Raw genomic sequence first — 25,741 nt, 5'->3', positions numbered from 1 at the left:
AGCCGAGCGGTTCAATTCGAAGCCGCCGCATCCGCCCGAGGTGCCAGCCGGTAGATCAGCATCGTGTCGTCGTCGACGACGCGTTCGGCTGTCCGGTCGAGATGGGCGATCAGCCCCTTGTTGTATTCGAGGAACTTGCGCCGCTGCATGTCGCGGGCGTTCTTGGTGATGCCGAACCAGGTGGCGTTCCGGGCGCGCAGCTCCTCCAGCGCCTCGATCGCGTCGCCGTCTTCCATCAGCATCGACCATTCGGTTTCGCCGCCGCCGGGCGGGAAGACCCAGCCGCGGCGGCGGCTGTAATAGATCGCCACGGGATCGCCGATCGTCGGCGTTGCGGTGATGACGAGATCGCCGGGCTGGCTGAGCTCGCTGAGTTTCGTGCCGAGTTTTTCACCATGATCGGCATAGGGCGCCTTCATCAGCGAGAGGCCGGGGATGCTGCCGCCGAAGACGACGACTGCGGCGATCGCCGCGAGGCGCAGCGCGCGCGTGCGAAGGCCGTGTTCGCGGCCGATCTCGACCAGCAGGATCAGGCCGCGGCCGGCAAGTGCCGCCATCGGCACATTGAAGATATGGAAGTTCCAGGGGTTGGTCTTGATTTCGCGGGCGGCAAAGACATAGACGATCGCTGCCCCCAGGAACCAGACATGGAAGAACCATGGCGCGCGACCGGACCTCGCCTGCGTCTGCGCATCGCCTGCCGTCGGCGGCGCGGTCAGGAGCGCGATGCCGGTCAGCACCACCACCGGCAGAGTGAAGAGCCAGCTGCTGGCGATCCTCCACGTGGCGGGAATGTAGAAGGCTTCGTCGAGGAACCGGGAAAGCCCGTCGCTCCAGAGATAGCCGCTGCCGGCGACATGGTAGGGCGGGTAGTTGGCGCCGAGATAATGCGCCCACCAGTAATAGCCGAGAATGAGCGCACCGGCGGCGAGTGCGACGGGCAGGATTGCCAAGAGCCGACCGAGGCTGAGCCTGCCGCGTTGGTGCAGGATGGCGAATGTCGCGTAGGTCATCGGTACGACCACGGCGATGCCCGGGAGCTTGGCAAGCACGCCTGTCGTGGTGAGGAGGCCGGCCGCGATGAGAACGGGCAGGCGATCGTTCTGGAGATAGGCGACATAGGCCCAGGCGCCCGTTGTCACCAGCGCCAGCATGGCCGGATCCGGCAGAAACGAGCGGTCGATCATGACAGCGCCCGGCATGATCGCCAGCAGGAAGGCGCCGGCATGGGCGTGGGCCTCGTCCCAGAGCCGCGCGATCAGCCGATGCAGAGCGAAGACGCCCCAGATACCGAAGGCGATGGCGACGAGCCGGCCCCAGGTGTCGTCCCAGCCGAAGACGGCATAGAGAAGGGCGGTGATATAGGAGACGACCTGCAACTCGCGGCCCTGATAGGAAGGGTCGGGGCCGGTCCAGCTGACCTCCGGAAAGAAGATGTTCCAGCTGCGCAGGAAGAAATTGTCGGCCATCATCGCCGTGCTCGCCTCGCGCCAGCTGAAGGCATCGACCAGCGGCTGCTGAACGTCATGCAGGCGGAACAGGGCGGCGAGCACCAGGATCGCGGCGAGTATCGCGCCATTCATGTGCCTGTGATCGAACCCCGACATATGCCTCCCCAGGCGCGCCGAACGACCCTGACGACGACCGCGAGCGAGATGGGTGCCCTCCGGTAGGCTTCCGCCATGCGCCGTCGCCTGTATCCCTTAGTCTAGGACGAATATAATTAAGTAATCGCTGATTGTCTTGGCGGGAAAAGCTGGAAAACGGCCCCGTTTTCGGGCCTCGATGCGTCGCCAAGACTAATCCCTGGCGTGTGCCGTAGCCCAAAGGGACAGCTTGTCCAGAAACGCGCCCGGTCCTATAAAATTAGTACAAGCAAACTGTTGAGCACGAGGCTCGCAGTTGCGCGTTGCTTTCGACCTTGACCACGGATGTACTGGCACGCGTTTTGAGAGCGAAAGAATAGAAGGGCCGGAGCCGCGCGCTCCGGCCTTTTTTGTTGGGACGGGCCGATCGCCCTCCTGAAGTCCGCCGGCTCGGGTAACAGCGCGACGGCCAGGCCGCCGGCAACAAAACGAAGGTTCAAGATGGTGATCGGTTAAGTTGTCTCTTGTGATCTTCTATCGCAACTTTGCCGTTTGGCAAGGCGCCTGAGGATCGTGACACCAAGTCGAGGCGTGAACGCCGAACGGCCGACGCGCAAGTCTCGCGCGGTCGCTTTCACGAATTGTTCCTCACCCAATTGGGGGAAATGGTTAGAGTGAGACCGCTTTCGTGCTTGGAGCGTTCTCTCATCGTTCGTCGCGTATTAGTCATTGCGCAATTGGGCGCGACCAATTTCCGGGTGGCGGAACGATAGACAGGCCGCGGCTGGGGCAGGCGCGGCCACCTTGTGACGGCCGCCCGCGTCGCGGGCAAGGGGAAAGGTTTACAGGCCCAGCAACCAGAACAGCGCGCCGAACACGAGGATGAAGGCGACGACGGCGCCGATGAATCGCAGCATGCCGGTGTTGGTGTCGCCCGTGCCGACAAGACAGTACCAAAGATTGTCATTGTTCATGTTGCAGCGCTCCGTTTTGCACGTTCCGGTCTTACCAGAACCACCCGGGGATGCTCTTACCAGAACACCCCGGGGATGGAAGCGCAAGCCGGGCGCGCGGCAGTCGGGGTGCGCCCCGGCTGGCCATGTTTGCGGGATCCAGGGAGAGTTCCGCCGGCGGCACGAAACCGCGCGCCCAGGGGCGCGGTCGTCTGCCGCGGTCGCGGCTATGCGGACGGAGCCTCCTTCACCTTCGGCAGTGCGCAGAGGATGGTGACCGAAAGCAGGTGAATTGCGCTAACGACGAGGGCGAGGGCCGGCAGTCCTTTGGTGATGACAGGCGCAGCCGCCATCGTGCCCAATGTGGTCGTCATGAAGATGAAAAAGACGATCAGCGCCGAGCCGCGAGCATCATTGCCGCCGGAAGCGACGATGCCGCGGTAGAAGCCGATGGGGCCACGCAGGCCGAGGCCAATGCCCATGGGCAGGAAGAGAACGGGCACGAACAGCGGGTTCGTTCCGCCGGAGAGGCCATAGGCGAGGAGAGCGAACGCGCTTGCGGCGGCCATCGCGCTGCCGGCCATGATGACTTCTTCCGTGCCGAAGCGCTCGGCGATCTTCGCGGTCAGATTGGCGGCGACGATGAAGCCCGCGACGCTGACGATCTGCACGATGATGAAATCATTGAGCGTGCCGCCCATCGTCTCGACGATCACCATGGGAATGCCGAACACGAAGGTCAAAACGCCACCGAGCGTCATGGCCTGGCTCAGTGCGTAGCGCATGAAGACGGGATCCGTCAGCAGCTGCAGATAGGTTCCTTGGGTGCCGCTTCTTCGTTGTTCGCGCGGAAGGCCGATCGCCAGCATCAGGACGAAGACGATCGCTCCGGCGGCGCCGAGAAGCTCGAACGACGATTGCCAGCCGAAATGCGCAAGAAGTGCCACGCCGGCGATGGGCACAAGCGCCGGAACGAGCGACTCGACGCTTCCGAGAAAGCCGATGGCGCGCAGGGCCGTCTTCTCGCTGAACAATTGCCGGATGACGCCCGGCGCAAACACGGGCGCAGCGCTGGCGGCGATACCCTGCAGGAAGCGCAGGCCGATGAGGACGGCGATATCAGGCGCAAAGGCGCCGGCAAGGGAGGTGGCGGCAAAGGCGGCAAGGGCTGCGACCATCAGCGTCTTGCGATCGAAGTGATCGGCGAGGTGGCCGAAGAGCAGGAGGCCGAGTGCACTGCCGCCGACATAGGCGGCAAGCACCATCTGCGCGGTCGCTTCGCTGGCGGAAAACACACCCGGCAGGACCGGAACCGCCGGCAGGATCAGGTCGGTGCCGGCAAGGGAAAGCGCGGTGCAGATGATGAGCAGGATGAAGGTGAAGGAAGCGCTGGATGATCCTGTCATAGCAGGATCACCAGGCTGCGGGAGAGCGCATGTCGCATCGTCAACGTCTCGATATCAGTTGGAAGGATCGGCCTGATCTCCCGCCCCTAGAGCGAGAAGGTCGGCCAAGCCGTTCCCGCTGCTATCCAGAGACGCACATAGCGAGTGGGGCCGCCGGGGCGGTCAGACGTTTGGCAGCAATGATGAGCCGATACGATCGCATGCGATGAGGATTGCAGAAGACGGAGATCGCTGCAAGACGGAATGAAACCTATGCGGGAGGGGCTGAACGACTTCTGCGAGCATCGCCCGAGCCGGTCCGGTGGTCAGGACCCGCTGGGAGCGGGAGGGGCGACCGGTCTATTTGCAAAGACCGCTCAGAGGGCGGCAAGTTCCTCGGCCGTCGCAACGATGTGCGTGTTGCCGATGGAGTGATCGGCATATTTGAACGCCAGGATGCTCATGACTGACGCGACGAGGGCTACCAGGATGATACGCATTGGGGCGCTCCGAGCTCTTGCTGCCTGACCATGATCTTTCGTTGGGCCAGGTGTTGACCGAACCGGAACCGATGCCCCGATTGAAAGGCCATCGGCCTTTGTGCATTTGTTTTAGCAACGGAACCGGGTGGATGTTGTTCCCGCGGGGACAGGGCGCAAGGCGTTGCCCGATGGCAAGGCCATGCTGACACGAGCCGCGACGAGCACAGGAAGTCTGTCGCCGCGTCGCGCCGGATTGACCGTTACCCTTCCGCGTCTGCTGCTTCCGGTGCCACCGGCTTCTTCGCCAGCGCCAGGTTTGCTGCCGCCGCCTCCGCTTCCGCCGCACCGGCTGCACCGGAGCGTACGGTGACGGCGTTGGAGGCGAGGTCGAGGCCGGCTTCGCGCAGCGCCGGAAGCAGGCGCTTCATCGCCTCGCGCTGGAGGATGCTGGGGTTGCCGGGGCGGGCGGTGAACTTAAGGCGGACTACGAGGGAGTTTTCGGTGACGTCCTGGATGCCCTGCATCTTCAAGGGCACCAGGAATTCGCTGCCGATCTCCGGGTCCTCCAGCATGGCGAGGCCAACCTTCTTGATGGCCTTGCGGATCTTTTCAGGGTCGGCGTCGCGCTCGAATTTCAGCTCGAACTTCACCGTGCTCCAGTCGCGGCTGAAATTGGTCACCGCCTGAAGCTGGCCGTAAGGGACGGTGTGGATCTGGCCGTTCTGGTGACGCAGCCTCAGCGAGCGCAGCGAGATGCGCTCGACCGTGCCCTTGAGCTTGCCGGTATCGACATATTCGCCGACGCGGAAGGCGTCGTCGGCGATGAAGAAGATGCCGGAGACGACATCCTTCACCAGCGTCTGCGAGCCGAAGGAAAGCGCCAGACCCAGCACGCCGAAGCCCGCCAGCAGCGGCGCGATGTTGATGCCGAGTGCTGAGAGGACGACGAGGCTGGTGACAGCGAAGATGGCGCCGAAGATGAGGTTGCGGACGAGCGGAAGGATGGTCGACAGCCGGCTTGTCTGATGAACCATCGTCTCGTCCTCGCTATCGCCGGGCATGGCGACGCGGGCAGACGGCGAGAAGGCTTCGAAGCTCCGCCAGAGGAAGCTGCAGATCACCCAGGCGGCCACGACCGCAAGGCTGATGCGCTCGAGAACGACGATCCAGCCGACGGCGGCGGCGGTGTCGTCCTGGACCATGATCGGGCGCCAGAGCTCGATGATGATGTGCAGGCCGATCAGCCAGGTGGCGCCGGCAAGCGCCGTCTGGATGCTGCCTGATATCGCCGCATGCAGGGCGTGCGAGGCCGGCGTGCGCCGACGCGCGGCGGCCGCACCGGCCAGCGAATGGATGCCGAAGGCAAGGATCGGCAGCGCAAGCAGGATGATCTGCGTGGTGCCGCCGGCAAAGCTCCAGGCCGCGCTATTAGGGCTGCCGGCAACGATGACGCTCATCAGCCAGAGCACGATGGCGCTCAGTGCGTAGAACTCCGGCACGCCGAAGGCGATGGCGCGGCGCACGGGGCCGGGGTTCTCGCCGGTAAAGAGCGCGCGGATATCACCCGCGCCACCGATGAACCAGTGGAGCTTCACCACCGTGAGGATGCTGACGCCGATCAGCAGCCAGCCATCGGTGGCGGAAAGGTCCAGCCCGCGCTGATGGGCGAAACGCATGCTGGCGCCGACGACGGCGCTGGCCGCGCCATAGGTGGCAAGCATGTTGGCGTGGAAGCGCGGATGGGCGATATCGAGCAGGCGGATTTCGGGTCGCGTCGGCGCGAAGAGGAAGCGGGCGCCCACGGCATAGACGGCGGCGACGACGGCGATGGTGATCAGGGCATGGGCAAGCTCGGCCGAGCCCGTGCCGCGCGTCAGGAGCAGAGGCGCAATCGTGTGGGCGACGGCGGCGAAGATCACCAGATAGGCGATGTCGAAGCCGAGCCGGATCACCGAGGCGCGCACGCGGTGCAAGAGGTCGACCACCTCGAAGGAAGCGCCAAACAGCCGATGGATAAGGGAGCGGCTGGCGAAGGCGGCGGCCAGCCCGGCGGCAATGGCCAGCACGGAAATGGCGGCAATTGAGACGACCGACCAGCCTTCGGCGCGGATGCCTGCCGCGACGTCAGCCATCACCCCGGCGATGCCGGAGATGCCCGTAAGGCCCATCTGCAAGCCATTGAGAAAACGGGCGGAAAGGGTGTCAAAGGAATCCTCGGGGTCAGCGAGTGGAGCGGCTTGCTGTGGCGTACCCGCCGGCGTCGCGGCGACGGCCGGTGTGGCGGCGTGGGTGTTGTCAGGTGTCGCCGCGCTGGCCGGCGCTGCGGCCTGATTTGCCGCGTCGCGCCACTCGACCGTGACCGGACCGCCTGCTTTCGCCGCGGCGCGCAAGGTTTCCTCGATCTCGGCAGGGCTTTGGCCGGGCGTGAGAATGACGGTGATCGGCGCTGGTGCCGTCTGGGCAAGGGCGGGCAGGGCGAGCGCGAGAAGCAGCGCCAGGCTCGCCAGCAGGTGACGGCAGAAAAAGCAGTTATATGCCATGAATTTCACTCATCGAGCCCCGTCGCGCGCCATGCGCTCATCCGCATCACATTACACAACGTCCTAAAATTCCAATCCAATTTTGAATGGAAGGGGCGTCAGCAGCACGCACGCTCTGCCAGATCGCTTCGGGTTGGAAGCGAGCTCGGCCGGAATGCCCGATGGGGAAAGCCGACCAAGAGGTGGTCGCCTGGCCGAGCCGCGCAATTCCCCACAAGCATATGTGCATGAGCACTTTAACGGACCCGGCTGCTCCAGCCTTCCGCGCACCCCATCAACCAAGCAACTTCCTTGCCCAGTCCGAAACATCATCGCCGCTGCTGACGTCCGGTTGCACGATTCCGTCGATCATGAAGGTCGGGGAGACGTGGATGCCGTTCTGTCGCGCATATTTGCAATGCCACTTGATTTCCCGGTCGAGATCCGGGATCGCGAATGCGGCCTTGAGCTTGACGCCGCTATAGCCTTCCAAGCGCTCGATGATCTGGTTGGGTGTAGCGTCCAGATTGGGGCCGCCGGCATGATGGACGAATTCGAACTCTTCCCGATGCGCAGCGACTGCAGCGATGACTTTCTTCGCGGTATTCTTGCCGCCCTCAAGTGTCGAGGCCGCGATGATGCAGCGAACGATGACACCGGAATACATATGCCAGGGCTGCGACTGCAGGCGGATTTTAATAGTGACGTTGTCTTCGCCGGCCTGGTCGAGCAGGGCGTCGAGCTTGCTAAATGCCTTGGTGGAGTAAGGATCGGTCGGCTCCAGAAAGACCTCGAAGAGATGTGGACCGGTGCCCCAGGTGAGTGGATCGGCGTGCCAAGCTGAGTTGGTCATGGGACTTCCTCTCTTTTCAGGGTCGACGGGTTGGGATCGTTGAATTTTCAGAGTTTTCCAGTTTCGATTGTCGCTGAACCGTCCATGGGCAGAGCATGCATCACTCCTCGGGTTTAACCCGAGGACTAGCCCTCTCCCCACAGGCGGGGAGAGGGGACGGCGCCGCGTGTGCTGCACTCTCGTCTTCTTGCCTTGGCCGCGAATACAGCCACACGCGGACGTCCTGGTTCCCGCGGTATGCCGTGGCACGACGCCTCGCGGTGCGCCGAAGTAGAGCGCGGAGAGAGCCACGTGTCCCTTCTCCCCGTGATTACGGGGAGAAGGTGCCGGCAGGCGGATGAGGGGCGTTTCACTCACCGCGCGGATGAGGGGCGCTTCCCACTTACTTCGTCGTGTAACCGCCGTTGACCAGGATCGTCTGGCCGGTCATCCACCAGCCGTCGGAAACGAGGAAGCGGATATAGGGGACGATGTCCTCGATGTCGGTAAGGCCGGTCTTCGAAAAGCCCGAGAGGGCGGAAGCGGTCTTGTGGTAGGCGACGGCGTCGGCTCCCTCGGCCGGGTAGAAGAAGGGCGTATCCATCGGGCCGGGGCCGATGGCGGTAACCGAGATGCCGCGTGCGCCGAACTCCTTGGCGGCTGCGCGGGTGAAATGCTCGACCGGGGCCTTGGTGCCGGCGTAGGCGGCGTAGAAGGGCGTGAAGGCGCCAAGCAGCGAGGTGACGAGCGTGCAGACCTTGCCGTTGTCGTTGACATGTTTGCCCGCTTCGCGCAGGAAGAAGAAGGCGGACTTGGCGTTGACCGCGCTCATCTCGTCATATTCGGCCTCGGTGATCTCGACGAAGGGCTTCTTCAGCACCTTGCCGACGGTGTTGACGGCGATATCGATGCCGCCGAGCGCCGCCTTGGCATCGGCGAAGAGCTTTTCGACATTGGCCGCGCTGGTGAGATCGCCGGCATAGGCGTGGGCTGCAGCACCGGCTGCCTTGATTGCCGCCACGGTTTCTTCGGCTGCCGCCCTGGTGGCGGCGCTGTTGTAGTGGATCGCGACGCCGCGGGCGCCGTGTTCGGCGAGATCGCGCGCCAGCAGGCCGCCGAGGTTCTTTGCGCCGCCGGCGATGAGGACGGATTTTCCGTTGATGCTGTGGTCTGCCATGGGTTTCTCCTTTTATCGGCCGCCTGCTGCAGCCGGTTTGCGGCGAGCGGGAATGCCGGCGCGAGAGCGCGCAGGTCCCCCGGTCTGCTTTGGCGCTGACGGCCTGTCGCAAACACGTCGACCGTCCCGAACGCCGCACGCCGCGTTTCAAATAGCGCGGACCTTGCCGCCGCCAACGCGAGAGGTCAGCGATGCGACAGGCATCGCAGGGTTGAGAATACCGTCCGCGTCGCTGGTATAAAGCGCCAGTTCGTGACATGACTTGTCAGAATTGACGAACAAATGGCGTGGCCGGCATGGACAGGATCGAGCTCTTCCGCATCTTCACCCGCGTCGTCGAAAGCGCGAGTTTTACCCGCGCGGCCGACACATTGGGCCTGCCGCGCTCCTCCGTCTCGGCGGCGGTGCAGACGCTCGAAACCCGGCTCGGCACGCGGCTGCTGCACCGGACGACCCGAAAGGTGGCGCCGACGCAGGATGGTGCCGCCTTCTACGAGCGCTGCCTGCGGCTGATTTCCGATATGGACGAGGCGGAAAATCTTTTCCGCCGCAGCGCTTCCGGCCCGACCGGGCGGCTGAGGGTCGACCTGCCGAGCCGCATCGGCCGGCTGATCGTGGCACCGGCGCTGCCGGAATTCCTGGCGCGCTACCCCGGCATCGACATCGATCTCGGCATGACCGACCGGGCGGTGCACCTGATCGAGGAAAGCGTCGACTGTGCGCTGCGCGTCGGGCCGCTCGAAGATTCAAGCCTTATCGCCCGGCCGTTCGGCACGCTCCGGCTGATCAATGTCGCAAGCCCCGACTATCTCGAGCGGTATGGTATTCCGCTAATGCCCAGCGATCTCGCCGATCATTTCGCCGTCAACTATGCCTCGCCCTCAAGCGGCCGGGTGGAGGACTGGGAGTGGATCGAAGGCGGCGAGGCGCGCACGGTTGCGGTTCCCGGCCGCATCAGCGTCAACAGCGCCGAAGGCAGCATCGCCTGCTGCCTTGCCGGCCTCGGCCTCATCCAGATCCCGGCCTTCGACGTGGTCGACCATCTGAAAGAGGGGCGGCTGGTGGAGGTCATGCCAGGCCATTCAGCCGCCCCCATGCCGATGGCGCTGCTCTACCCGCACCGCCAGCACCTGTCGCGCCGATTGCAGGTGTTTGCCAATTGGCTGGAAGGGCTGATGCGGGAGGTGATTGCGGCGTGAGGGAGCGGATATGGATGCGGCCGTCAAGCGTGCCGCATCCTGTGGCTCAACTTCGCCTGCGCATTCTAGACCGCCATGCGTTCAGGTGAATGCATAAGGGACGCTAGCTGATCGTCTGATAACACCGCCGGCCGTTCCACGGCAGGAAGTCCGATCCGCCGGCGTTCCATTTGCCTTCGAACTCGGAGAAGTCCGGCGTGAAGGTCACGACCAGCTGGCCGTAGCCGTATTTGTCGCGCCACATGAAGGTACGGGTCAGATCGCTGCCGTCGCCGTCGTCACCGGTCTCGGCAAGCTCGCCGTGAACGGGCTGGTCCTGATCGGAGAAAATATATTTCCCAATGATCGTGCCGCTCGCATCGGTCTCGAAGTGCGTTTGCGCATCCGACAGGACGCCGGCGGAAGAGAGCTGGCCGCAATAGGTTCCCGAGGGGGCTCTCTCGCCGGCCATCGCGGCAAATGCGAACGAGGCCGCAAGCAGCAGTGCGGCTGCCCATGAAATGCTTGCTATCAGCGCGGCACCTTTGGTCTGTCGGGCAAGTTGCGATTTCTTCCTGCCGTGAGGCGGCAACGAGTCGCGACGGCTGTTGCCATGGGCGATGATTGCGGACGCAAAATCAAGAGCTCAGCAGTCCATTACCGGCGCGCTCCTCACGCCGTCGCCGAAGGGTGGCCTTTCTTGGCGACGGGGTAACGGGCGAACACGCAAGCGCCGAAGAGGCGGAGGCTCAGCTTGAAGGGTTCCCCGTGATACGCGCTCACTGCTGCGGGCGGGTTCAGCTTAGTGCTGCGGTCATCCCTCATCGTCCAGGCTCTTTGCCTGACCCTAGTTTTCCTGAACCGAAATGCCGTCCTGGCCGATTTTGATCTCGACGCCCGGCTTCGTCTCCTTCTGGTAGATGTAGAGGCCGAGGCCGACAACGGCGACAGCGAGCAAGGCGATGACGAGATAGAGGCCGTTTCGGTTCATGCAGAGCTCCTGGGTTCGATTTCGATGGGAAATAGGAGCTTCTGCAAGAAAGACAACAGGATAGCGGCGGAACTTACGCAGGGACGCCAGTCCAGCCGATCTTTGCGGCTGCGTCGAATTGCATGGCGTGGCACGTCACTGGTGTTGACGAACTATTGGCCTCAAGCTTTGCAACCGCCGGCGGACATCGGCAGGCGCGAAATCGAAACCGATTGCCGTGGCGCTGCTCCAATTTGTGCCGATCACCAAATTGTCCTTCTCAAGGCCCAGCAGCCAGCGATCGACAAAGACGTCCAGTGACAGTTGATGAGGCGTGAAGCTGCGATAGGTGGGCAAGCGGTCGATTATCAGCCGGGCTCTGGAGAGCGACGACCAGAACAGCATCGCTGTTTCATTCGACCGGTTCGTCGCGGTCGGGAAACCTGTTTCGTCACGAATCGTCCAGACGAAGCCGGCCTCCAGGACCTCTTCGAAGAAAGCATGTGTGTGGAGGGGCGCGACGCTCATCGCGCGACGTCAGCAGTGATCTCAGGTGTTGGCAACCCTGTGAGCGTCATGTGACGCTGCGGCAAGGCCGTCCGATGGCGTCCGGTCGTCTCAGCGTCCGGGCGCCGGTTTGCTTTAGAGAAAATGCAAGTTCCCGAATCGGCAGGGGTGACGTAACCTGCGGCCATTCGGTCGAGGTGTGGTCCGGTGCAACTGAGACTGGCGACGCCGCCGCGGACGCTGCAAGGGGGAATTGCGCGTGGGGCAGATAGGAGCCAATATTTGGGTGGCGATGCTTGTCCCGCCGCTATGCAGGGGCAGCAGGCGCTGGCCCAGGATGCGGACGACCTCGCAAAGAAGCTCTCGAACCCGGTCGCCGACCTGATCAGCGTACCGTTCCAGAGCAATTTCGATTTTCGCGCCGGCGCCGAGGAGGATGGCTTCTCCTATACGCTCAACGTCCAGCCGGTCATTCCCATCACGCTGAACGCGGACTGGAACCTGATCTCGCGCACGATCCTGCCGATCGCCTATCGCGACTACCTGCCGCCGCCCGACGGCGATACGTTCGGGCTCGGCGACATCACCCAGAGCCTTTTCCTGTCGCCGGCCAATCCCGGCCCTTCGGGCATCGTCTGGGGTGTCGGTCCGGCCTTTTTGATCCCGACCGCCACCGACGATTTCCTCGGCACCGGCAAGTTCGGCATCGGCCCGACGGCGGTCGTGCTGAAGCAGGAGGGACCGTGGGCCGTCGGGGCGCTGGGAAACCACATCTGGAGCGTTGCCGGCGAGGGTGACCGAGAGGATGTGAGCCAGACCTTCCTGCAACCCTTTCTGTCCTACGGCTTCGGCCATGGTGCGACCCTGACACTCAACACGGAGTCGACCTACGACTGGGAGGCCGATCAATGGACCGTGCCGATCAACCTCAGCGTTTCGCAGGTCTTCAAGGTGGGCGACCAGATGCTGAGCGCCCAGATCGGCGGGAAATATTATGCCGAGGCGCCGCAGGGCGCACCGAGTTGGGGCGTGCGCGCGACGCTGACCTTCCTGTTTCCGAAGTAAGTCGTTCGTGCAGACGCTATGTTTCAGCGGCGCCGCGGCTTTTGCCGCCGCGCCGCTCTCCGGCGTCTTCCGCCCTCACACCGAGCGCGTCAGGCCGCCATCCACTTTCAGGTTCTGGCCAGTGATGTAGCCCGCACCTTCAGAGGCGAGGAAGGCGACGGTTGCGGCAACTTCGGCGCTGGTGCCGTAGCGCTTCATCGGCACGGCGTCGCGGCGCTCTTCGGTCGCCGGCAGGCTGTCGATCCAGCCGGGCAGAACGTTGTTCATGCGCACATTGTCGCCCGCATAGGTGTCGGCGAAGATCTTGGTGTAGGAGGCAAGGCCGGCGCGGAAGACGGCCGAGGTCGGGAACATCGGCGAGGGCTCGAAGGCCCAGGCGGTGGAAATGTTGACGATCGCGCCGGACTTCTGCTTCTGCATGATGGGTGCGACGAGGCGGACCGGGCGGATGACGTTCATCAGGTAGACGTCGAGGCCGGTGTGCCACTCTTCGTCCGTGATCTCGAGGATCTGGGCGCGCGGGCCGTGGCCGGCGCTGTTGACCAGCACGTCGATGCGGCCCCACTTTTCCACGGTCAGATCGACCAGGCGCTTGAGGTCGTCATTCGACTGGTTGGAGCCGGTAACGCCGATGCCGCCGAGTTCAGCGGCCAAGGCCTCGCCCTTGCCGGACGAGGAAAGGATCGCGACCTTGAAGCCATCGGCGGCAAGACGCTTCGCGCTCTCGGCGCCCATGCCGCTGCCGCCGGCGGTGATAACGGCTACTTTTTCTACTGCCATGTGTCCATTCTCCTCGTCGCATTCAGGATGACGCCGGATTTTGCGGCTCTCGCGATTGAAATACCATCTCCGTCATGCGACGACGAGAAAGTTTCGCTTTCAAATGGCAGTAGAAAAACTATCGGATGAGTGACGCACCGGGACGACTCCCTTCGCTGAATGGGCTGAAAGTGTTCGAGGTGGCGGCACGCCATCTGAACTTTCGGCTGGCGGCCGAGGAGCTTGGCGTCACGCAAGGGGCGGTCGCCCAGCAGATCCGCGGGCTGGAAGCCGAGCTCGGGGTGAAACTTTTCGAGCGGCTGCCGCGCATGCTGGCGCTGACCGGCGAGGGGCGGGCCTATATCGCCGATGTCAGGCGCGCCCTCGACATCATCGCCCGGGCGACGGATGAGCTGAAGCCGCAGCCGGTGCGGCTGACGATCAGCACCACGCCATCCTTCGCCTCGAAATGGCTGATCCCGCGGCTGCCGGATTTCACCGCGCGCCATCCGGACCTCGACCTGCATATTCTCGCGACCGATCGCATGTCGAATTTCCAGGCCGATGGCGTGGACCTGGCGGTGCGCTACGGGCGGCCGCCCTTCGGGCCGGGGCTGGCGGTGGAACTGCTGTTCGAGCAGGAGATCGTCGCCGTCTGCAGTCCGATGCTGATGGCCGGCCGCGCGGTGCCTGAGACTGCGGATGAGCTTGCCGGCTATACGCTGCTGCACGACGCGCATAATTTCTGGCCGGAGTTCATCGAACGCCATTTCGGCGGAAGCCGGCAAGCGTCGTTCAAGGGCATCAGCTTCAACCAGACCTCGCACGCGATCGAGGCGGCGATCGCCGGCCAGGGCATCGTGCTCGCCAATGGCGATTTCGTGGCGCAGGATATAGCCGAAGGACGCCTTATCCGAATTTTCGAGGGATCGATGTCCGGGCCTTCGGATTTCTATCTCGTCTGGCCGCGCTATCGCAAATCGCCGGCGCTTCAGACGGTGATCGCCTGGATCAGCGAGGAGGCGGGCAAGGCACGGGAGCGCGCCCTGGCGTGATCTGCGCTTGGCCGCGGGCGCCGTCAGAGGCGCAGAGCGGTATCGAGCCGGTAGAGCAGGGCGTGAAACGCGCCCTTGCTGGGCTTGCGCCCCGGCATCTTGCCGACGATGCGCCGGATCTCTTCCGATGCGGCGGCGATCGCCCAGCGCAGTTCGGTTTCCCTGGTACCGGCTTCATCGTCCGCACCGAGCGAGAGCGCCTGGACGGCATAGGCGGCGGGGCCGAGGATATGATTGATCTGATGCGGCGTTTCGATCGGGTGGGTGTAGGGCGCACCGGCTGCGGCAATGGCTGCGCGGGCGGCAGCCTTGGCGGCGGGATCGTCGACCGCGCGCGCCGCTGCTTGAGCGCCCCACGCGGCCTTGCGCAGATGCGCGGTGCGCGGGCCCCCTTGCGCAAAGGCGCGGGCCGCCGCGATCGCCTCGCGCGGGCGGTCGTCGCCCGGCACGGCCGCCTCGAAGACCGGGAGCGCCCGCTCGGCTGTGAGCACCGCCCATCCGGTAATGTGGCGTAGGTCGTCTTCGGTGAGGAGCGGTGGCGGTGCGTCGTTGGTCATTTGAGGCGACATCGGTGTTTTGAGCGAGCCTGCGGCGGCAGATCCAGCGGAAAGCCGGCGGCTTTGTTGACGGGCTTCAGGGATCCGAAGCGGAGAGGACTAGCGCTCCCAGCCGGGCGTGAACGGGAAGCGTTCGGCCCACAGGGTCGCCAGCCGGGGATCGGTGTCGACGCGGCGGATCGTTTCCGTAAGCCCGGGCGCGACCTCATAGAACCGGCGCCGACCGGGAGACCAGCGCGACGCCGTTGCCACATAGAGGTCGAGTACCGACACGTCTTTGCCGAGAAGGTATCTGCCCGGGCGCAGCTCCGCCCCCATCCGCGCCCAGCAGTGGGCGATGCGCTCGAACAGGCGCGCCTTGACGGCAGCGTGGTTCTCTTCCCGTTCGACGATGCGGGATGGGTCGTCGGCAATCCAGTAGAGGGCGTAGATGGCCGCCGATACGAAGGTCATCCATCGCAGGAAGGCCGGTCGTGCCGGGTCTGTCGGCGCCGGTGCGAGCCGCCCGTCGGAGTGGGCATCGGCCAGCCAGATCAGGATCGCGGCGCTTTCGGTCATCAATTCGCCCGTCGGCAGCGCCAGGGCCGGAACCTGGCGTAGCGGATTGATGCGGGCGAGCCTGTTTGCTTCCTGCTTGCTCTCCCAGGGGGCGTGTTCCTCGACGCGATAGGGCAGGTTGAGAAGGGTCAGCGTTGCCTCGATCGGAACGGATCCCGAGGCTGACGCGCCATAGACGATAAACGGTTCGGCCAACGATCTTTCTCCTCCGTATGACGCAGCAGGGCTTCGGGCTCAAGCCTGCCCAGGTCCGTTCGAGACTCACCTGCACGTTCCCTCAAACGCTATGCGATTCAAGGGAAAACATGCAGTCATACCAAAGCGATGCGGCGGCATTCGCGCCGCTGACACGTCGCGCGGGCGAAGCTCTCCATCGCATCGCTGTCGCATAGATCCCGGCTTTCGCGATACAATCAAGGCCTTGAGGTGCAAAGGCATGATCGCTTGCAAATCCCGGTTGCGAAAGGGCGCGCGCCGGGTCCTGTCCACGGGCTGCCAGCCTGGTCGCCTGTCGAGGCCGCGCCGGGCGAGGCTAGCGCTCGTGCGGCCGCGCCACAGGAGCAAGACACGAGGACCAATTCGATGCCACCAGTGACCGCATCTGCCACCCTCGATCCCGATCTTTTGCTCAGGCAATCGCAGGAGCGTCTTTTGCGCGCGGAATGGTCGAGGGAGCGATTACTGGCCTTTCAACGCAGCGAGTTGCAGTCCGCCTTGCGGCACGCTGTCGGGGCATCGACCTATTACCGCGAGAGCATTGGCGAGCTGGTGGCTAGCGGTGCGCCGTTTCATGCCTTTCCGGTGCTGACGAAGCGGGCGCTGATGGAGAATTTCGACCGGATCGTCACCGATCCGAGGCTGAGTCGCGGCCTGATCGAGCAGCACCTGGATGGAGACGATCCCGGGTCGCTTCTTCTCGGACAATACCGTGTGGTGGCAACCGGCGGCACGACGGGCGAGCGTGGTATCGCGGCCTTCAACGATGCCGCCTGGCTTGCGGCAATCGCCAACATGGTGCGCTTCCAGGCGATCGTCGGCATTGACGATACCACGCGCAGCGTTGCCATCTTTGCCTCGTCGCCGGTGCATATTTCCTACCATATCGGCGTGGAGCTTCGCGCGATCCGGCCGGCTGCGCCACGCTTCAACGTGCTCATGCCGATCGAGGAGATCGTCGAGGGCCTCAACCTGCACCAGCCGGAGGTGATTTCGACCTATCCTTCCTTCGTGCGGGTGCTGGCGACGGAGCAGCAGGCCGGTCGGCTCAGGATCAGACCGAGGCTGTTTCGCACCAGCGCTGAAACGTTGACGCCGGAGGTGCGCGACCTCGCCGCCGAGACGTGGCAGGCGGCTATCGCCAACAGCTATGTGTGCACCGAGGCGGGGCCCATGGGCCACGAGTGCATCTTTGGCGATGGGCTGCATCTGGCCGAGGATTCCTTCGTCTTCGAGGTGGTGGACGAGAATGATCGCCCGGTGCCGGATGGGACCGAGGGCGCAAAGCTTCTGGTGACGACGCTCACCAATCGCGTGCTGCCGCTGGTGCGCTACGAAATCTCCGACATCGTTGCGATGGCGACGGAACCCTGTCCGTGCGGCCTGCCGTTCTGGCGGATCGCATCGATCGCCGGACGCAGGGAAGAGACACTGCATCTGCCCGGGCGAGGCGGCGGCGTCGTGCGCGTGCACGCGCACCGGCTGCGCTCGCCCCTGACCGGCACCGCCGGGGTGCGACAATTCCAGTTCGTGCAATTGCCCGATGGGCTGGAGATCACCATCGCCGTGTTTGAAGACGTGGATGCTGCCGCCGTCAGCGCTAAGGTCGATGAGGCCGCCAAGGCGGCGCTCGATGCGGTGGGCGCCGAGGCGGGCGGCGTGCGGGTGAGGGTGGTGGATGCCATCGAGCGCTCGGGGTCCGGCGCCAAGCAGAAACTGGTTGTCGCCTCGCCAGCCATCGAGTAGCCAGGACCGGTGACGGGAGCGTGAGAGGCGGCGACGGTCGGCCTTCTCGAAGACTTGCAGAATGGACATTTGCACCGCGGGACGCATCCTGAGGCGTTTCGCCCATGGCTGCGGCCGGAGACCCTTCGATGGTGGGGCAAGGTCGATGAATTCTGGGCGAGTGGAAAGCCGATCGTCTGAGATCCTTCGCGAGGCGGCGCCGTTGTTCTTCCACCCCGCGACCGCAAGTGCGTATAGTGTTGATTGGCAGGCAGCCGGCCGATAAGGACGCTGCGTGCCATACTGCCACACGGAGTTCTGAAGATTGAGCGTTGCCTTCACCAAGGAAGAAAGTGCCGAAACCGCCGCCGAGACGCTGCTGCCGGATCGCCCGATCTCGCCGCATCCGAACCTGGTGACGGAAGCCGGGTTGAAGGCGCTGGAGGCGCAGCTTCAGGAGGCGCGTGTGGCCTATGAGGCGGCGGCCACAGTCGACGACGTGAACGAAAAGCGCCGTCAGCAGGCCGGCCCCTTGCGCGACCTGCGCTATCTCGTCGAGCGGTTGCGCACGGCGCAACTGATGCCGGAGCCAGCGTCCAACGATACCGTCGCCTTCGGCAGCACGGTCACTTTCAGCCGCGACGACGGGCGGGTGCAGACCTACCGGATCGTCGGCGAGGACGAGGCCGATCCCAAGGTAGGATCGATCTCCTATGTCTCGCCGGTGGCGCGGATGCTCCTGGGCAAGGCGGTCGGCGACGTCATGAGCGTCGGCGACCAGGAGCTGGAACTCACCGCGATCGCGTGAGCGCGCTCTCGCAACCATCGGGCGGAACCTCAGCCCCGCGGCAATCCCTCAGGATACCCACGCTTTGGCATAGCTATCTTCGCCGTGATTATTATCGTATGCGATTAAATCGCATTGTATTGACATTGGATCGCACTTCGGTATTTATGTCGCATCCGATTTAATGGGGGGGCAGCAAGCCCATGGATGCCGGTGCGCCTCAGAGCGCTCGGGCATTCCCTGGAAAATCCCCGTCCACAGCGATCGGTCCGTCGACTGGAGGAAGCTGATGCAGTTTGAGCCCCAACGCGTGCAGGCCTATAGCGAGTTTTCGCTGGTGCTGGACCCTAGTGCCTATGAGCCATTGCCCGACGACTGGCTGGTGGGGATCACCGATGTCGTCGATTCGACCGGGGCGATCAGGTCCGGGCGCTACGAGGACGTCAACTACACGGGCGCCTCGGCGATCGCCGCGATCGGCAATGCCTGGGGCAATTTCGATTTCCCCTTCGTCTTTCGCGGCGATGGCGCCGCCTTTGCGCTTCCGCCGGAAGGGGAAATGACGGCGACCGCGGCGCTCAGGCAGATCGCGGCCTTCGTGAAGGATCGATTTCGCCTCGACCTGCGCGTCGGCCTGCTGAGCGTCAGGGAAATCCGCGCCAACGGGCAGGACGTGACGATCGCGCGCTACGCCGCTTCGAAAGACGCCACTTACGCAATGTTTGCGGGCGGCGGGCTCAAATGGGCGGAGCAGCAGCTGAAGAGGGGGCGCTACCAGCTTGAGCCGGACAAGGATGGCACCGAACCTGATCTGACGGGGCTTGCCTGCGAGTGGCGACCGTTTCCGAGCCGGCGCGGGCAGATTCTTTCGCTGCTGGTCGAGCCGACGGACGATGTGGCGCCGGCGCGTTTCGCGGCGCTCGCCAGAGACGTGATTGCCGTCTTCGACGAGGCGGCGCGGCAGTCGCATCCGTTGCCCGCGGAAATGGGCGTGCCGAAGGATGAGCGGGTCTATATCGCGCCAGAGCGCTGGCTGGGCGTTGCCGCCAATTCGGACTTTCGCAAATACGACGATGGTCTTCGCCTGACGGTGGACGCCGCAGTCGGGCAGATCGATCGGGTCGAAGCGATCCTCCTTGCGGCAAGGGCAAGGGGTGAGGTCAAATTCGGGCTGCACCGGCAATCACATGCGCTGATGACCTGCCTGGTACCGTCAGCCCGGCCGGATGCGCATCTGCATTTTCTCGACGGCATGGATGGCGGCTACGCGCGAGCGGCCGAAATGATGGAGTCGCGCAGGCGCGTCGAGGCGTAAGTGCGATCGAAACGGGCCGCTTCAAAGCAGCCCCGAGCCGGCGACACGACAAAGGGCGGCCAGCGGCCGCCCTCAGACTGCTGACAAGGACATCTCTGATCATCCCAGGCATGCTGAAAAAGCCCGTCGCCAGCCAGCGGCGCCGCGTCGGTGGCGCGGGAAATCATCCTGATGTCGAGCGTCGGCATTCCGGCTCTGCATCTCCTGCCGTGCCGACGCACGGCTGCTGGATCTCTGTGACAAGCACAGAGATGAGGGTGGAGAGGACGGGCGGTCTCATGCCGCCCGTCGTCGTTGGTTGCCGGCATAGGGATCGAAGCGACGGCTATTCCTTCTGGGATCCGCGTTGTATCGAGTGCAGCAGGTTGTCGCGCAGGCTTGCCACCGATTGCTGCACGACCGGAAAGTCGTCGCCGAGGCCGGTGGCTTCGAGGAGCGCCGAACCCGGCTCCGCGTCCACCAGTTCGCGACCGGCCGGCGTCAAGGTGAGGCGCACCTGCCGCTCGTCCGAAGGGTCGCGACGGCGCTGCAGATAGCCGTCTGCTTCGAGCTTCTTGAGGATCGGCGTTAGCGTGTTCGATTCCAGGAAGAGCTTTTCGCCAAGCATGCTGACGGTCTGGTCGTCTTCCTCCGATAGCGCCACCAGGGTCACGTATTGGGTGTAGGTCAGGCCCAGCTTGTCGAGCAGGGGTTTATAGGCGCGGCCAAAGGCGAGGTTTGCGGAATAGATTGCAAAGCAAAGGAAGTTGGAGAGCTTCTTGCCGCCCTTTGCAGGCGTGGTCTCAGGGCTCGCTGTTTTGGAGGCGGGCATGGGGGTGTCCTTTTTTCTCTTTCCGTATCTGCACTTAATATAAATCGTATCCGATTAAATCGCAATGGTGTTGACGTCGCCTTCAGCTTGATCTATATACATCGCATCCGATTGAAGCGGATACGCTTAATAAATCAAACAGAGAGGAAATGACATGACCACGAAGCTCGTATTCACTGGCAAGACCCACAACACCGGCGGCCGCAACGGCGGCACCCGCAGCCAAGACGGCATGCTGGAACTGAAGCTGTCGCAGCCGCATCCGGCCGCGGAAAACCTGTTCGGTGCCGCCTGGTCGGCCTGTTACATCGGCGCGATCGAGCTTGCTGCGCAACAGCGCAAGGTGAAGCTGCCGGCCGGCCCCGAGGTCGAGACCGACATCAATCTCAACGTCGACGACGGTTCATACTTCCTCAGCGCTCGGCTGAATGTCAGCCTGCCGGGCCTCGATCGCGACCTCGCCCATGAAATTATTCACGCCGCCCACGAGATCTGCCCGTACTCCAAGGCGACCCGTGGCAACATCGAAGTCGAGACCAATCTCGTCTAAGACCGCCTCAGGAAAATCCTTTTGATATCATCGGGATGTGCCGAACCTGGATCTCCAGCCGCGGCGCATCCCGATACCGTTTCAGGGGCTTCGTCCTTGCGCGCCGATCGCGGGCGGAGGCGGTCTTCCGGTCCGACCTCAGGGGAATGTAATTGGGCTGATCGGCAGAACTCCCGTTGTATGGAACGTGTCGCCTCCCGGGCCGATGCCCTCCGTCGCCGCTTGACAAAGATGGAGGACTGTTCGAGTTTCGCCTCATGATCTGCCGTCTCGCCAAACTGACGACCTCGAAAAAAGCCCCGTACCCGGGGCTGTCGGTCGTTGCGCGCAGAGCATAGCAAGCACAAGGATCAGATCGACCCCGCCGGTTCGGACGGGGTTTTCGCTTGCGCTCCGTCTCCGGTTTCTTGAAGGAGATGGAAATTCATGGAAGCCACATATTCAACGCCGAGCGGCCTCTGGCTGCCGCTGATCACGCCGTTTCGCGATGGCGAACTCGATGAGCGCTCGCTGCGCCGGCTGGTGGCGCACTTTGCCGCAGAACCGATCGACGGCTTCATCCTGGGTGCTACCACCGGGGAGGGCATGGCGCTCAGCGAGGCGGAATGCGAGCGGCTGGTTGCGATCACCAACGAGACCCTGGCTGCGGCGGGCAAGTGCATACCTGTCTATTTCGGCCTTTCGGGCAGCGACACGCTGAAGACGGTAAAGGCGCTGGAGCGGACGGCGCCTTGGGATATCACCGGCTATCTGATCGCCTGCCCCTATTACACAAGGCCGTCGCAACGCGGGCTCTTTGCCCATTTCTCGGCGCTTGCCGATGCCACCGGACGGCCGATCCTGATCTACAACATTCCCTACAGAACCGGGGTGAACCTCGGCAACGAGACGATGCTGCAGCTGGCGGAGCGGGAAAACATCGTCGGCGTCAAGGATTGTTCGGCGGATGCGACGCAATCCTTCGATCTGCTGCGCCACAAGCCCCAAGGTTTTTCGGTGCTGACCGGCGAAGACCCGCTGTTCTACACGGCGCTGACTCAAGGGGCGGAAGGCGGGATCACGGCTTCGGCGCATGTTCAAACGGCAGCCTTCGCCGCCATTCGCAACAGGCTGATATCCGGCGATCAACCGGGGGCTTTGGCCGACTGGCAGCGTCTTGCCGATCTGCCGAGGCTGCTGTTTGCCGAGCCGAGCCCGGCTCCGATCAAGCACTGGCTCTGGCGCTCAGGGCTCATCGACAGCCCGGAAATACGCCTGCCGATGGTGCCGGTCAGCCACGAGCTGGCAGCACGGATCGACCGGGCGATCGCCAGCCAGGACCGCGAAGGCTGACGGGCTTGCTGGAGCCCGGCCATTGTCGCTCGGCTAGAGCATCCGCTCTCAAGTGGAATCACTGGAGGCGGAAAGATGCTCTAGAATCAAAGTGCTACAGCGACCTTTGCGCGCCTGATAAGGCGCGCGGCGCTGTAGTGCATCTTTCCGCTTCAAGCGATCACGCTTGAAAGCGGGATGTTCTAGCCAGGGCCTTCAGCGCGCTGCAGTCACGGACGCCGCTTTGGTAGATCGCAACAAGCCGCTTTGCGATCCGCTCTGCGGCTTCGCAGCGTCGCGTCAGCCCGCGATCACGCAGGATGTCGTCGAAGATGCGCTCGATCTCCTGCATGTCATGGGGGTGTATCGCCTGTTGGCGGGTCGTGGAATGCATCGCGCGACCTCCAGAACTGGGGCGAAAGCGCGAATGAACTTTCAGCCGTTGGAGCCCGTATAAACAGTCCAACGATGGGCGTGAGTATGCGCCGTTCCGTGGCGAATACAATGAAGCCTTGGGGTTGTGTGCGATGGCCGGGTCGGAGTGACCGTGGCTCAGCGCCAGAAGCGCTTGGCGTCGATCACGTCGTCAAGTGCGCTCTGCGCGTGGTCGATCAGCTTGTCCTTGTCGGCGTGCACAACGAGCGTTTCGGCGTCCGGATGATCCTCAAGGCCGATCTCGCTGAGCACGAGGGGACCGGACACGAGATCGTTCAGCGTGCCGAGCCGGTCCTGCAGTCCGCTCATAGCATCGATGAACCGCTTATGGCGCCGCGTGCCCCGCTTGTCGTCAAACAGCGCGGCAAAGAATTCGGCGGCATAACGCAGCTTCTTGGCATCCTTGCGGGCCTCGTGCCGCTCATCGTCGCTCACCTTGGCGAGTGCGCGGCCATGTTTCTTGAGCTTGCGGCGCGCGCGGTCGAGAACGGCTTCGGCGAAATCGGCCACCGGCCGGTCGCGAAGCTCGGTGGGCGGCGTCGACAGATAGTCGCCGCAGTGCAGCCATTGCTGGATATCGAGAAGAAGGGCGCGGCCGCGTGCGCCGTCGAGGGCCTCGAAGACTTCGACGTAGCGGGCGGCGCGCGCCGTCTTCAGGCGGTCGCGCAACTCCGGCTCCGGATCACGCGTCAGGAGAACGTCAACATCGCGGGCCTTGCCGAAAACGCCAGCCAGCCATTTCAGCTCGCCGTTGATGCGCGCGCTCTCCTCATCGCCAAGCATATCCTTGTAGAGCGAGATAGCCGAGCGCAGGCGGCGAAGGGCGACGCGGACCTGGTGCAGCGCCTCCGGGTTCTTTCGTTCACGCAGCACGTCCTCGTTCAGGCGGTAGTGCCTGAGACAGGCAAGCGCGATGGTGCGGAAACTCTTCGTCACCCGCATCTCGCGGTCGAGCACGACCGGCTCCGCCTTGAAGACGATCGGCCTGGCGTCGATCAGACGGAAGCCGCGCTCGGCCTTGGAAAGAACGCCCAAGCGGAAGGGAACGATCGCCTCGATGCGGCGAGCGAGGGTGAAAAGCGCCTTCGGGTCGCCATCCTTCAGCTCGAGTTCGATTTCGCCGACGGCGGTCTGGCGATTGCCTGAGGCGATCATTCCACGGTCGAGGGCCACTTCGATCTGCGTGCCGTCCTGGTCAACCTCCCAGGTCCTGCGCTCGACCTTGACGGTAAAGTGCGGCTCCAGATCGTCGGGCTCAAGGTCAAACGCGGCGGCAAGCGGGGTGGTGTGATCGACGACCGGCTCATCGGCGGAAAGCGGCTGCTCCCATTCCGGACGGGCAAAGACCGATGCGCCGGGGCCGGTCGCCTTGATCGTCTGGGTGCGTGCCGCGCCGACCGTGCGGATGCGCAGCGTGAAGCCTGACTGATAGAGATCACGGCCGCGCGTATCGAAATAGACGGACCGTTGCTGCTCCGTGCGCGCCGGCTCACCAAGGAGGCCGGATGCGGCAAAGCGGTCAAGATCTTCTTGAGAGAGCTCGAGCTTGAGTTCGATTTCGGTGTTCAAACCATCCTCCATGAGCGCGAGGTCATACACTAACGCCATTTGAGCACATTGGTTCGCGTTCTGGATGACATGGATCATATTGCGGGCGCAGAGACGGAAAGCCGATCGGCCGGGAAGTCGCGCTCGCCGAGACGTGACTGGCCGACAAGGAAATCAGGCTCGACATTTGCCGCTCGATGCCTGGATCATCTGCGCAATTCCGGACGGAAAACCGCTTCGCACTTTTCCTGGAATTGCTCTTTGTATTGGACGCAAATCCAGGCGGAAAACCGCTTCACACTTTTCCTGGAATTGCTTTAAGCTCCCGGCATTTCATGCCACGGAATTGATAAATGTCGCTTCGCCTTGCCACCTTCAATATCGAGAACCTTTTGAGCCGCTTCGATTTTTCCGGCTTTCGCAACCAACTCAAGCAGGACCGGGTCCTCAGGCTCTTCGACGTGAAGACGGAAGCCGAATACCAGCGGCTGGAGGAGGCGCGCACCATCGCGCACACCGATGATACGCGGCAGATGTCGGCGCTCGCGATCGCCGATTGCGATGCGGATATCCTTTGCCTGCAGGAGGCCGACAACATGGCCTCGCTGCAGGCCTTCGAATACAACTATCTCTTCCGCATGGTGGGTAACGGCTACCGGCAGAAATATCTGATCGAAGGCAACGATTCGCGCGGCATCGACGTGGCCGTGCTGATGCGCGAGGAGACACGCGACGGCCAGCCGATCGAGTGCCTGGATGTGAAGAGCCATGCGGGGCTGACCTATGAAGATCTCGACCTCTTCAACGACAGAATAGCGCTCACCAACCGGCCGGCCGACCGGATCTTCAAGCGCGATTGCCTGGAGCTCGACCTGCGCATCGGCGGGCGGCCGCTGACGCTTTATGTCGTGCACTTCAAGTCGATGGGGCCGGCGCGCGAAGGGCTCGACGGCCGGCAGGCGACGATGCCGCTGCGCGTGGCGGAGGCGAGCGCCGTGCGCCATATCATCGAGAGCCGCTTCGGCCGCGGGAAGACCGCCGACAAGATGTTTGCGATCTGCGGCGACATGAACGACTACCAGGAGAAGGTGAACATCCTCGGCGACCGGCGCAACGGCTACCAGTTCGTGCCGCACGAGGAGGAAACGAGCTCGCTCGACGTGTTCAGCCATGACGGCTTCGTGGAAAACCCGATGCTGCGCCGGCCGGTGATGGACCGCTGGACGCTGTTTCACAGCCGCGGACCGCAGGAGCGGCACCTCTGCCAGCTCGACTATATCTGGCTGTCGCCGGCGCTTGCCAAGCGCAACCAATCCCAGGTGCCCGAGGTCATCCGCGGCGGCCAGCCGTTCCGCACGATTTTTCCGCCGGGGCTCGACGTGGAGCGCTACCCGCGCACCGGCTGGGACCGGCCGAAGGCGTCGGACCATTGCCCCGTGGCCATAACGCTGGATGTGTGA

The 25,741-nt window shown here is 63.7% G+C and carries 25 protein-coding genes and 1 pseudogene; 10 read left to right on the top strand and 16 right to left on the bottom strand.

Annotated elements, in window-relative coordinates; genetic code table 11:
- Positions 1–11: 11 nt before the first annotated feature.
- The 7 genes from BLU35_RS23610 to BLU35_RS23590 all read right to left on the bottom strand — a co-directional run bounded on the left by BLU35_RS23610 (position 12) and on the right by BLU35_RS23590 (position 8,934).
- Positions 12–1,607: an ArnT family glycosyltransferase gene (locus BLU35_RS23610; RefSeq protein WP_093234706.1), complete on the bottom strand. Its 1,596-nt coding sequence runs from the start codon at positions 1,605–1,607 to the stop codon at positions 12–14.
- Between the two features lie 821 nt (positions 1,608–2,428).
- Positions 2,429–2,560 (bottom strand): hypothetical protein, encoded by a 132-nt coding sequence (locus tag BLU35_RS36255; protein WP_255571017.1) that lies wholly within the window; start codon positions 2,558–2,560, stop codon positions 2,429–2,431.
- Between the two features lie 206 nt (positions 2,561–2,766).
- Positions 2,767–3,945: an MFS transporter gene (locus tag BLU35_RS23605; protein ID WP_093234705.1), complete on the bottom strand. Its 1,179-nt coding sequence runs from the start codon at positions 3,943–3,945 to the stop codon at positions 2,767–2,769.
- Positions 3,946–4,301: 356 nt separating this feature from the next.
- Entirely contained in the window at positions 4,302–4,424 is a 123-nt protein-coding gene (locus BLU35_RS36250) for a hypothetical protein (protein ID WP_255571016.1), read from the bottom strand.
- A 242-nt stretch (positions 4,425–4,666) separates the two neighbouring features.
- Positions 4,667–6,946 (bottom strand): mechanosensitive ion channel family protein, encoded by a 2,280-nt coding sequence (locus BLU35_RS23600; protein ID WP_093234704.1) that lies wholly within the window; start codon positions 6,944–6,946, stop codon positions 4,667–4,669.
- Positions 6,947–7,220: 274 nt separating this feature from the next.
- Positions 7,221–7,778: a DsbA family protein gene (locus BLU35_RS23595; RefSeq protein ID WP_093234703.1), complete on the bottom strand. Its 558-nt coding sequence runs from the start codon at positions 7,776–7,778 to the stop codon at positions 7,221–7,223.
- A gap of 382 nt (positions 7,779–8,160) precedes the next feature.
- Positions 8,161–8,934, bottom strand: coding sequence for an SDR family oxidoreductase (locus BLU35_RS23590; RefSeq protein ID WP_057253927.1), 774 nt, complete (start codon positions 8,932–8,934; stop codon positions 8,161–8,163).
- 296 nt (positions 8,935–9,230) lie between these two features.
- Between BLU35_RS23590 and BLU35_RS23585 the strand changes: the two genes are divergently transcribed.
- Positions 9,231–10,133 carry a LysR family transcriptional regulator gene (locus tag BLU35_RS23585; RefSeq protein WP_093234766.1) on the top strand — a complete coding sequence of 301 codons (903 nt, stop codon included), beginning with the start codon at positions 9,231–9,233 and terminating at the stop codon, positions 10,131–10,133.
- Positions 10,134–10,236: 103 nt separating this feature from the next.
- On the opposite strand, the gene BLU35_RS23580 is transcribed toward BLU35_RS23585, so the two are convergent.
- The 3 genes from BLU35_RS23580 to BLU35_RS23570 all read right to left on the bottom strand — a co-directional run bounded on the left by BLU35_RS23580 (position 10,237) and on the right by BLU35_RS23570 (position 11,610).
- Positions 10,237–10,584 carry a hypothetical protein gene (locus BLU35_RS23580; RefSeq protein WP_093234765.1) on the bottom strand — a complete coding sequence of 116 codons (348 nt, stop codon included), beginning with the start codon at positions 10,582–10,584 and terminating at the stop codon, positions 10,237–10,239.
- Positions 10,585–10,959: 375 nt separating this feature from the next.
- Positions 10,960–11,103, bottom strand: coding sequence for a hypothetical protein (locus BLU35_RS35735; protein ID WP_093234702.1), 144 nt, complete (start codon positions 11,101–11,103; stop codon positions 10,960–10,962).
- 135 nt (positions 11,104–11,238) lie between these two features.
- Positions 11,239–11,610: a DUF2750 domain-containing protein gene (locus BLU35_RS23570; RefSeq protein ID WP_093234701.1), complete on the bottom strand. Its 372-nt coding sequence runs from the start codon at positions 11,608–11,610 to the stop codon at positions 11,239–11,241.
- Between the two features lie 288 nt (positions 11,611–11,898).
- Here BLU35_RS23570 and BLU35_RS23565 point away from each other — a divergent pair, with 288 nt between their 5' ends.
- Positions 11,899–12,654, top strand: coding sequence for a hypothetical protein (locus BLU35_RS23565; protein ID WP_093234700.1), 756 nt, complete (start codon positions 11,899–11,901; stop codon positions 12,652–12,654).
- Positions 12,655–12,729: 75 nt separating this feature from the next.
- Here BLU35_RS23565 and BLU35_RS23560 read toward each other — a convergent pair whose 3' ends face one another.
- The gene (locus BLU35_RS23560; protein ID WP_093234699.1) at positions 12,730–13,434 is read right to left on the bottom strand and encodes an SDR family oxidoreductase; all 705 of its coding nucleotides are present in this window, start codon (positions 13,432–13,434) and stop codon (positions 12,730–12,732) included.
- Between the two features lie 125 nt (positions 13,435–13,559).
- On the opposite strand from BLU35_RS23560, the gene gcvA reads away from it, so the two are divergent.
- Positions 13,560–14,468: a transcriptional regulator GcvA gene (gcvA, locus tag BLU35_RS23555; protein WP_093234698.1), complete on the top strand. Its 909-nt coding sequence runs from the start codon at positions 13,560–13,562 to the stop codon at positions 14,466–14,468.
- A gap of 23 nt (positions 14,469–14,491) precedes the next feature.
- On the opposite strand, the gene BLU35_RS23550 is transcribed toward gcvA, so the two are convergent.
- Both BLU35_RS23550 and BLU35_RS23545 read right to left on the bottom strand, forming a co-directional pair.
- Complete coding sequence (locus tag BLU35_RS23550) at positions 14,492–15,025, bottom strand: putative immunity protein (RefSeq protein ID WP_093234764.1); 534 nt, start codon at positions 15,023–15,025, stop codon at positions 14,492–14,494.
- 99 nt (positions 15,026–15,124) lie between these two features.
- Positions 15,125–15,778: a glutathione S-transferase family protein gene (locus BLU35_RS23545; protein ID WP_093234697.1), complete on the bottom strand. Its 654-nt coding sequence runs from the start codon at positions 15,776–15,778 to the stop codon at positions 15,125–15,127.
- A 387-nt stretch (positions 15,779–16,165) separates the two neighbouring features.
- Here BLU35_RS23545 and BLU35_RS35730 point away from each other — a divergent pair, with 387 nt between their 5' ends.
- The 4 genes and pseudogenes from BLU35_RS35730 (at position 16,166) to BLU35_RS23530 (ending at position 19,626) form a co-directional block, all read left to right on the top strand.
- Entirely contained in the window at positions 16,166–17,545 is a 1,380-nt protein-coding gene (locus BLU35_RS35730; RefSeq protein WP_286161596.1) for a phenylacetate--CoA ligase family protein, read from the top strand.
- Between the two features lie 36 nt (positions 17,546–17,581).
- Positions 17,582–17,725, top strand: a pseudogene (locus BLU35_RS36865) (DUF7674 family protein); the annotation flags it as partial.
- Between the two features lie 124 nt (positions 17,726–17,849).
- The gene (gene greA, locus BLU35_RS23535; protein WP_093234696.1) at positions 17,850–18,332 is read left to right on the top strand and encodes a transcription elongation factor GreA; all 483 of its coding nucleotides are present in this window, start codon (positions 17,850–17,852) and stop codon (positions 18,330–18,332) included.
- A 268-nt stretch (positions 18,333–18,600) separates the two neighbouring features.
- Positions 18,601–19,626 (top strand): DUF3095 family protein, encoded by a 1,026-nt coding sequence (locus tag BLU35_RS23530; protein WP_093234695.1) that lies wholly within the window; start codon positions 18,601–18,603, stop codon positions 19,624–19,626.
- A 325-nt stretch (positions 19,627–19,951) separates the two neighbouring features.
- Here BLU35_RS23530 and BLU35_RS23520 read toward each other — a convergent pair whose 3' ends face one another.
- Positions 19,952–20,437 carry a MarR family winged helix-turn-helix transcriptional regulator gene (locus tag BLU35_RS23520; protein ID WP_058323861.1) on the bottom strand — a complete coding sequence of 162 codons (486 nt, stop codon included), beginning with the start codon at positions 20,435–20,437 and terminating at the stop codon, positions 19,952–19,954.
- Between the two features lie 154 nt (positions 20,438–20,591).
- Between BLU35_RS23520 and BLU35_RS23515 the strand changes: the two genes are divergently transcribed.
- Positions 20,592–20,987, top strand: coding sequence for an Ohr family peroxiredoxin (locus tag BLU35_RS23515; protein WP_057253948.1), 396 nt, complete (start codon positions 20,592–20,594; stop codon positions 20,985–20,987).
- Between the two features lie 426 nt (positions 20,988–21,413).
- Entirely contained in the window at positions 21,414–22,319 is a 906-nt protein-coding gene (gene dapA, locus BLU35_RS23510) for a 4-hydroxy-tetrahydrodipicolinate synthase (RefSeq protein ID WP_093234694.1), read from the top strand.
- A 160-nt stretch (positions 22,320–22,479) separates the two neighbouring features.
- Here the strand turns inward: dapA and BLU35_RS23505 are convergent, their stop codons facing one another.
- The gene (locus BLU35_RS23505; protein WP_058323863.1) at positions 22,480–22,692 is read right to left on the bottom strand and encodes a hypothetical protein; all 213 of its coding nucleotides are present in this window, start codon (positions 22,690–22,692) and stop codon (positions 22,480–22,482) included.
- A 158-nt stretch (positions 22,693–22,850) separates the two neighbouring features.
- A complete protein-coding gene (locus BLU35_RS23500; RefSeq protein ID WP_093234693.1) occupies positions 22,851–24,302 on the bottom strand; it encodes a CYTH and CHAD domain-containing protein in 1,452 nt (483 codons plus the stop codon).
- A gap of 332 nt (positions 24,303–24,634) precedes the next feature.
- Here BLU35_RS23500 and BLU35_RS23495 point away from each other — a divergent pair, with 332 nt between their 5' ends.
- The gene (locus tag BLU35_RS23495) at positions 24,635–25,741 is read left to right on the top strand and encodes an endonuclease/exonuclease/phosphatase family protein (protein WP_093234692.1); all 1,107 of its coding nucleotides are present in this window, start codon (positions 24,635–24,637) and stop codon (positions 25,739–25,741) included.

This window comes from Sinorhizobium sp. NFACC03 (genome assembly GCF_900103435.1).
In the GTDB taxonomy this organism is placed as follows: Bacteria; Pseudomonadota; Alphaproteobacteria; order Rhizobiales; family Rhizobiaceae; genus Ensifer.
This window is presented reverse-complemented; position numbering and strand designations above follow the sequence as displayed.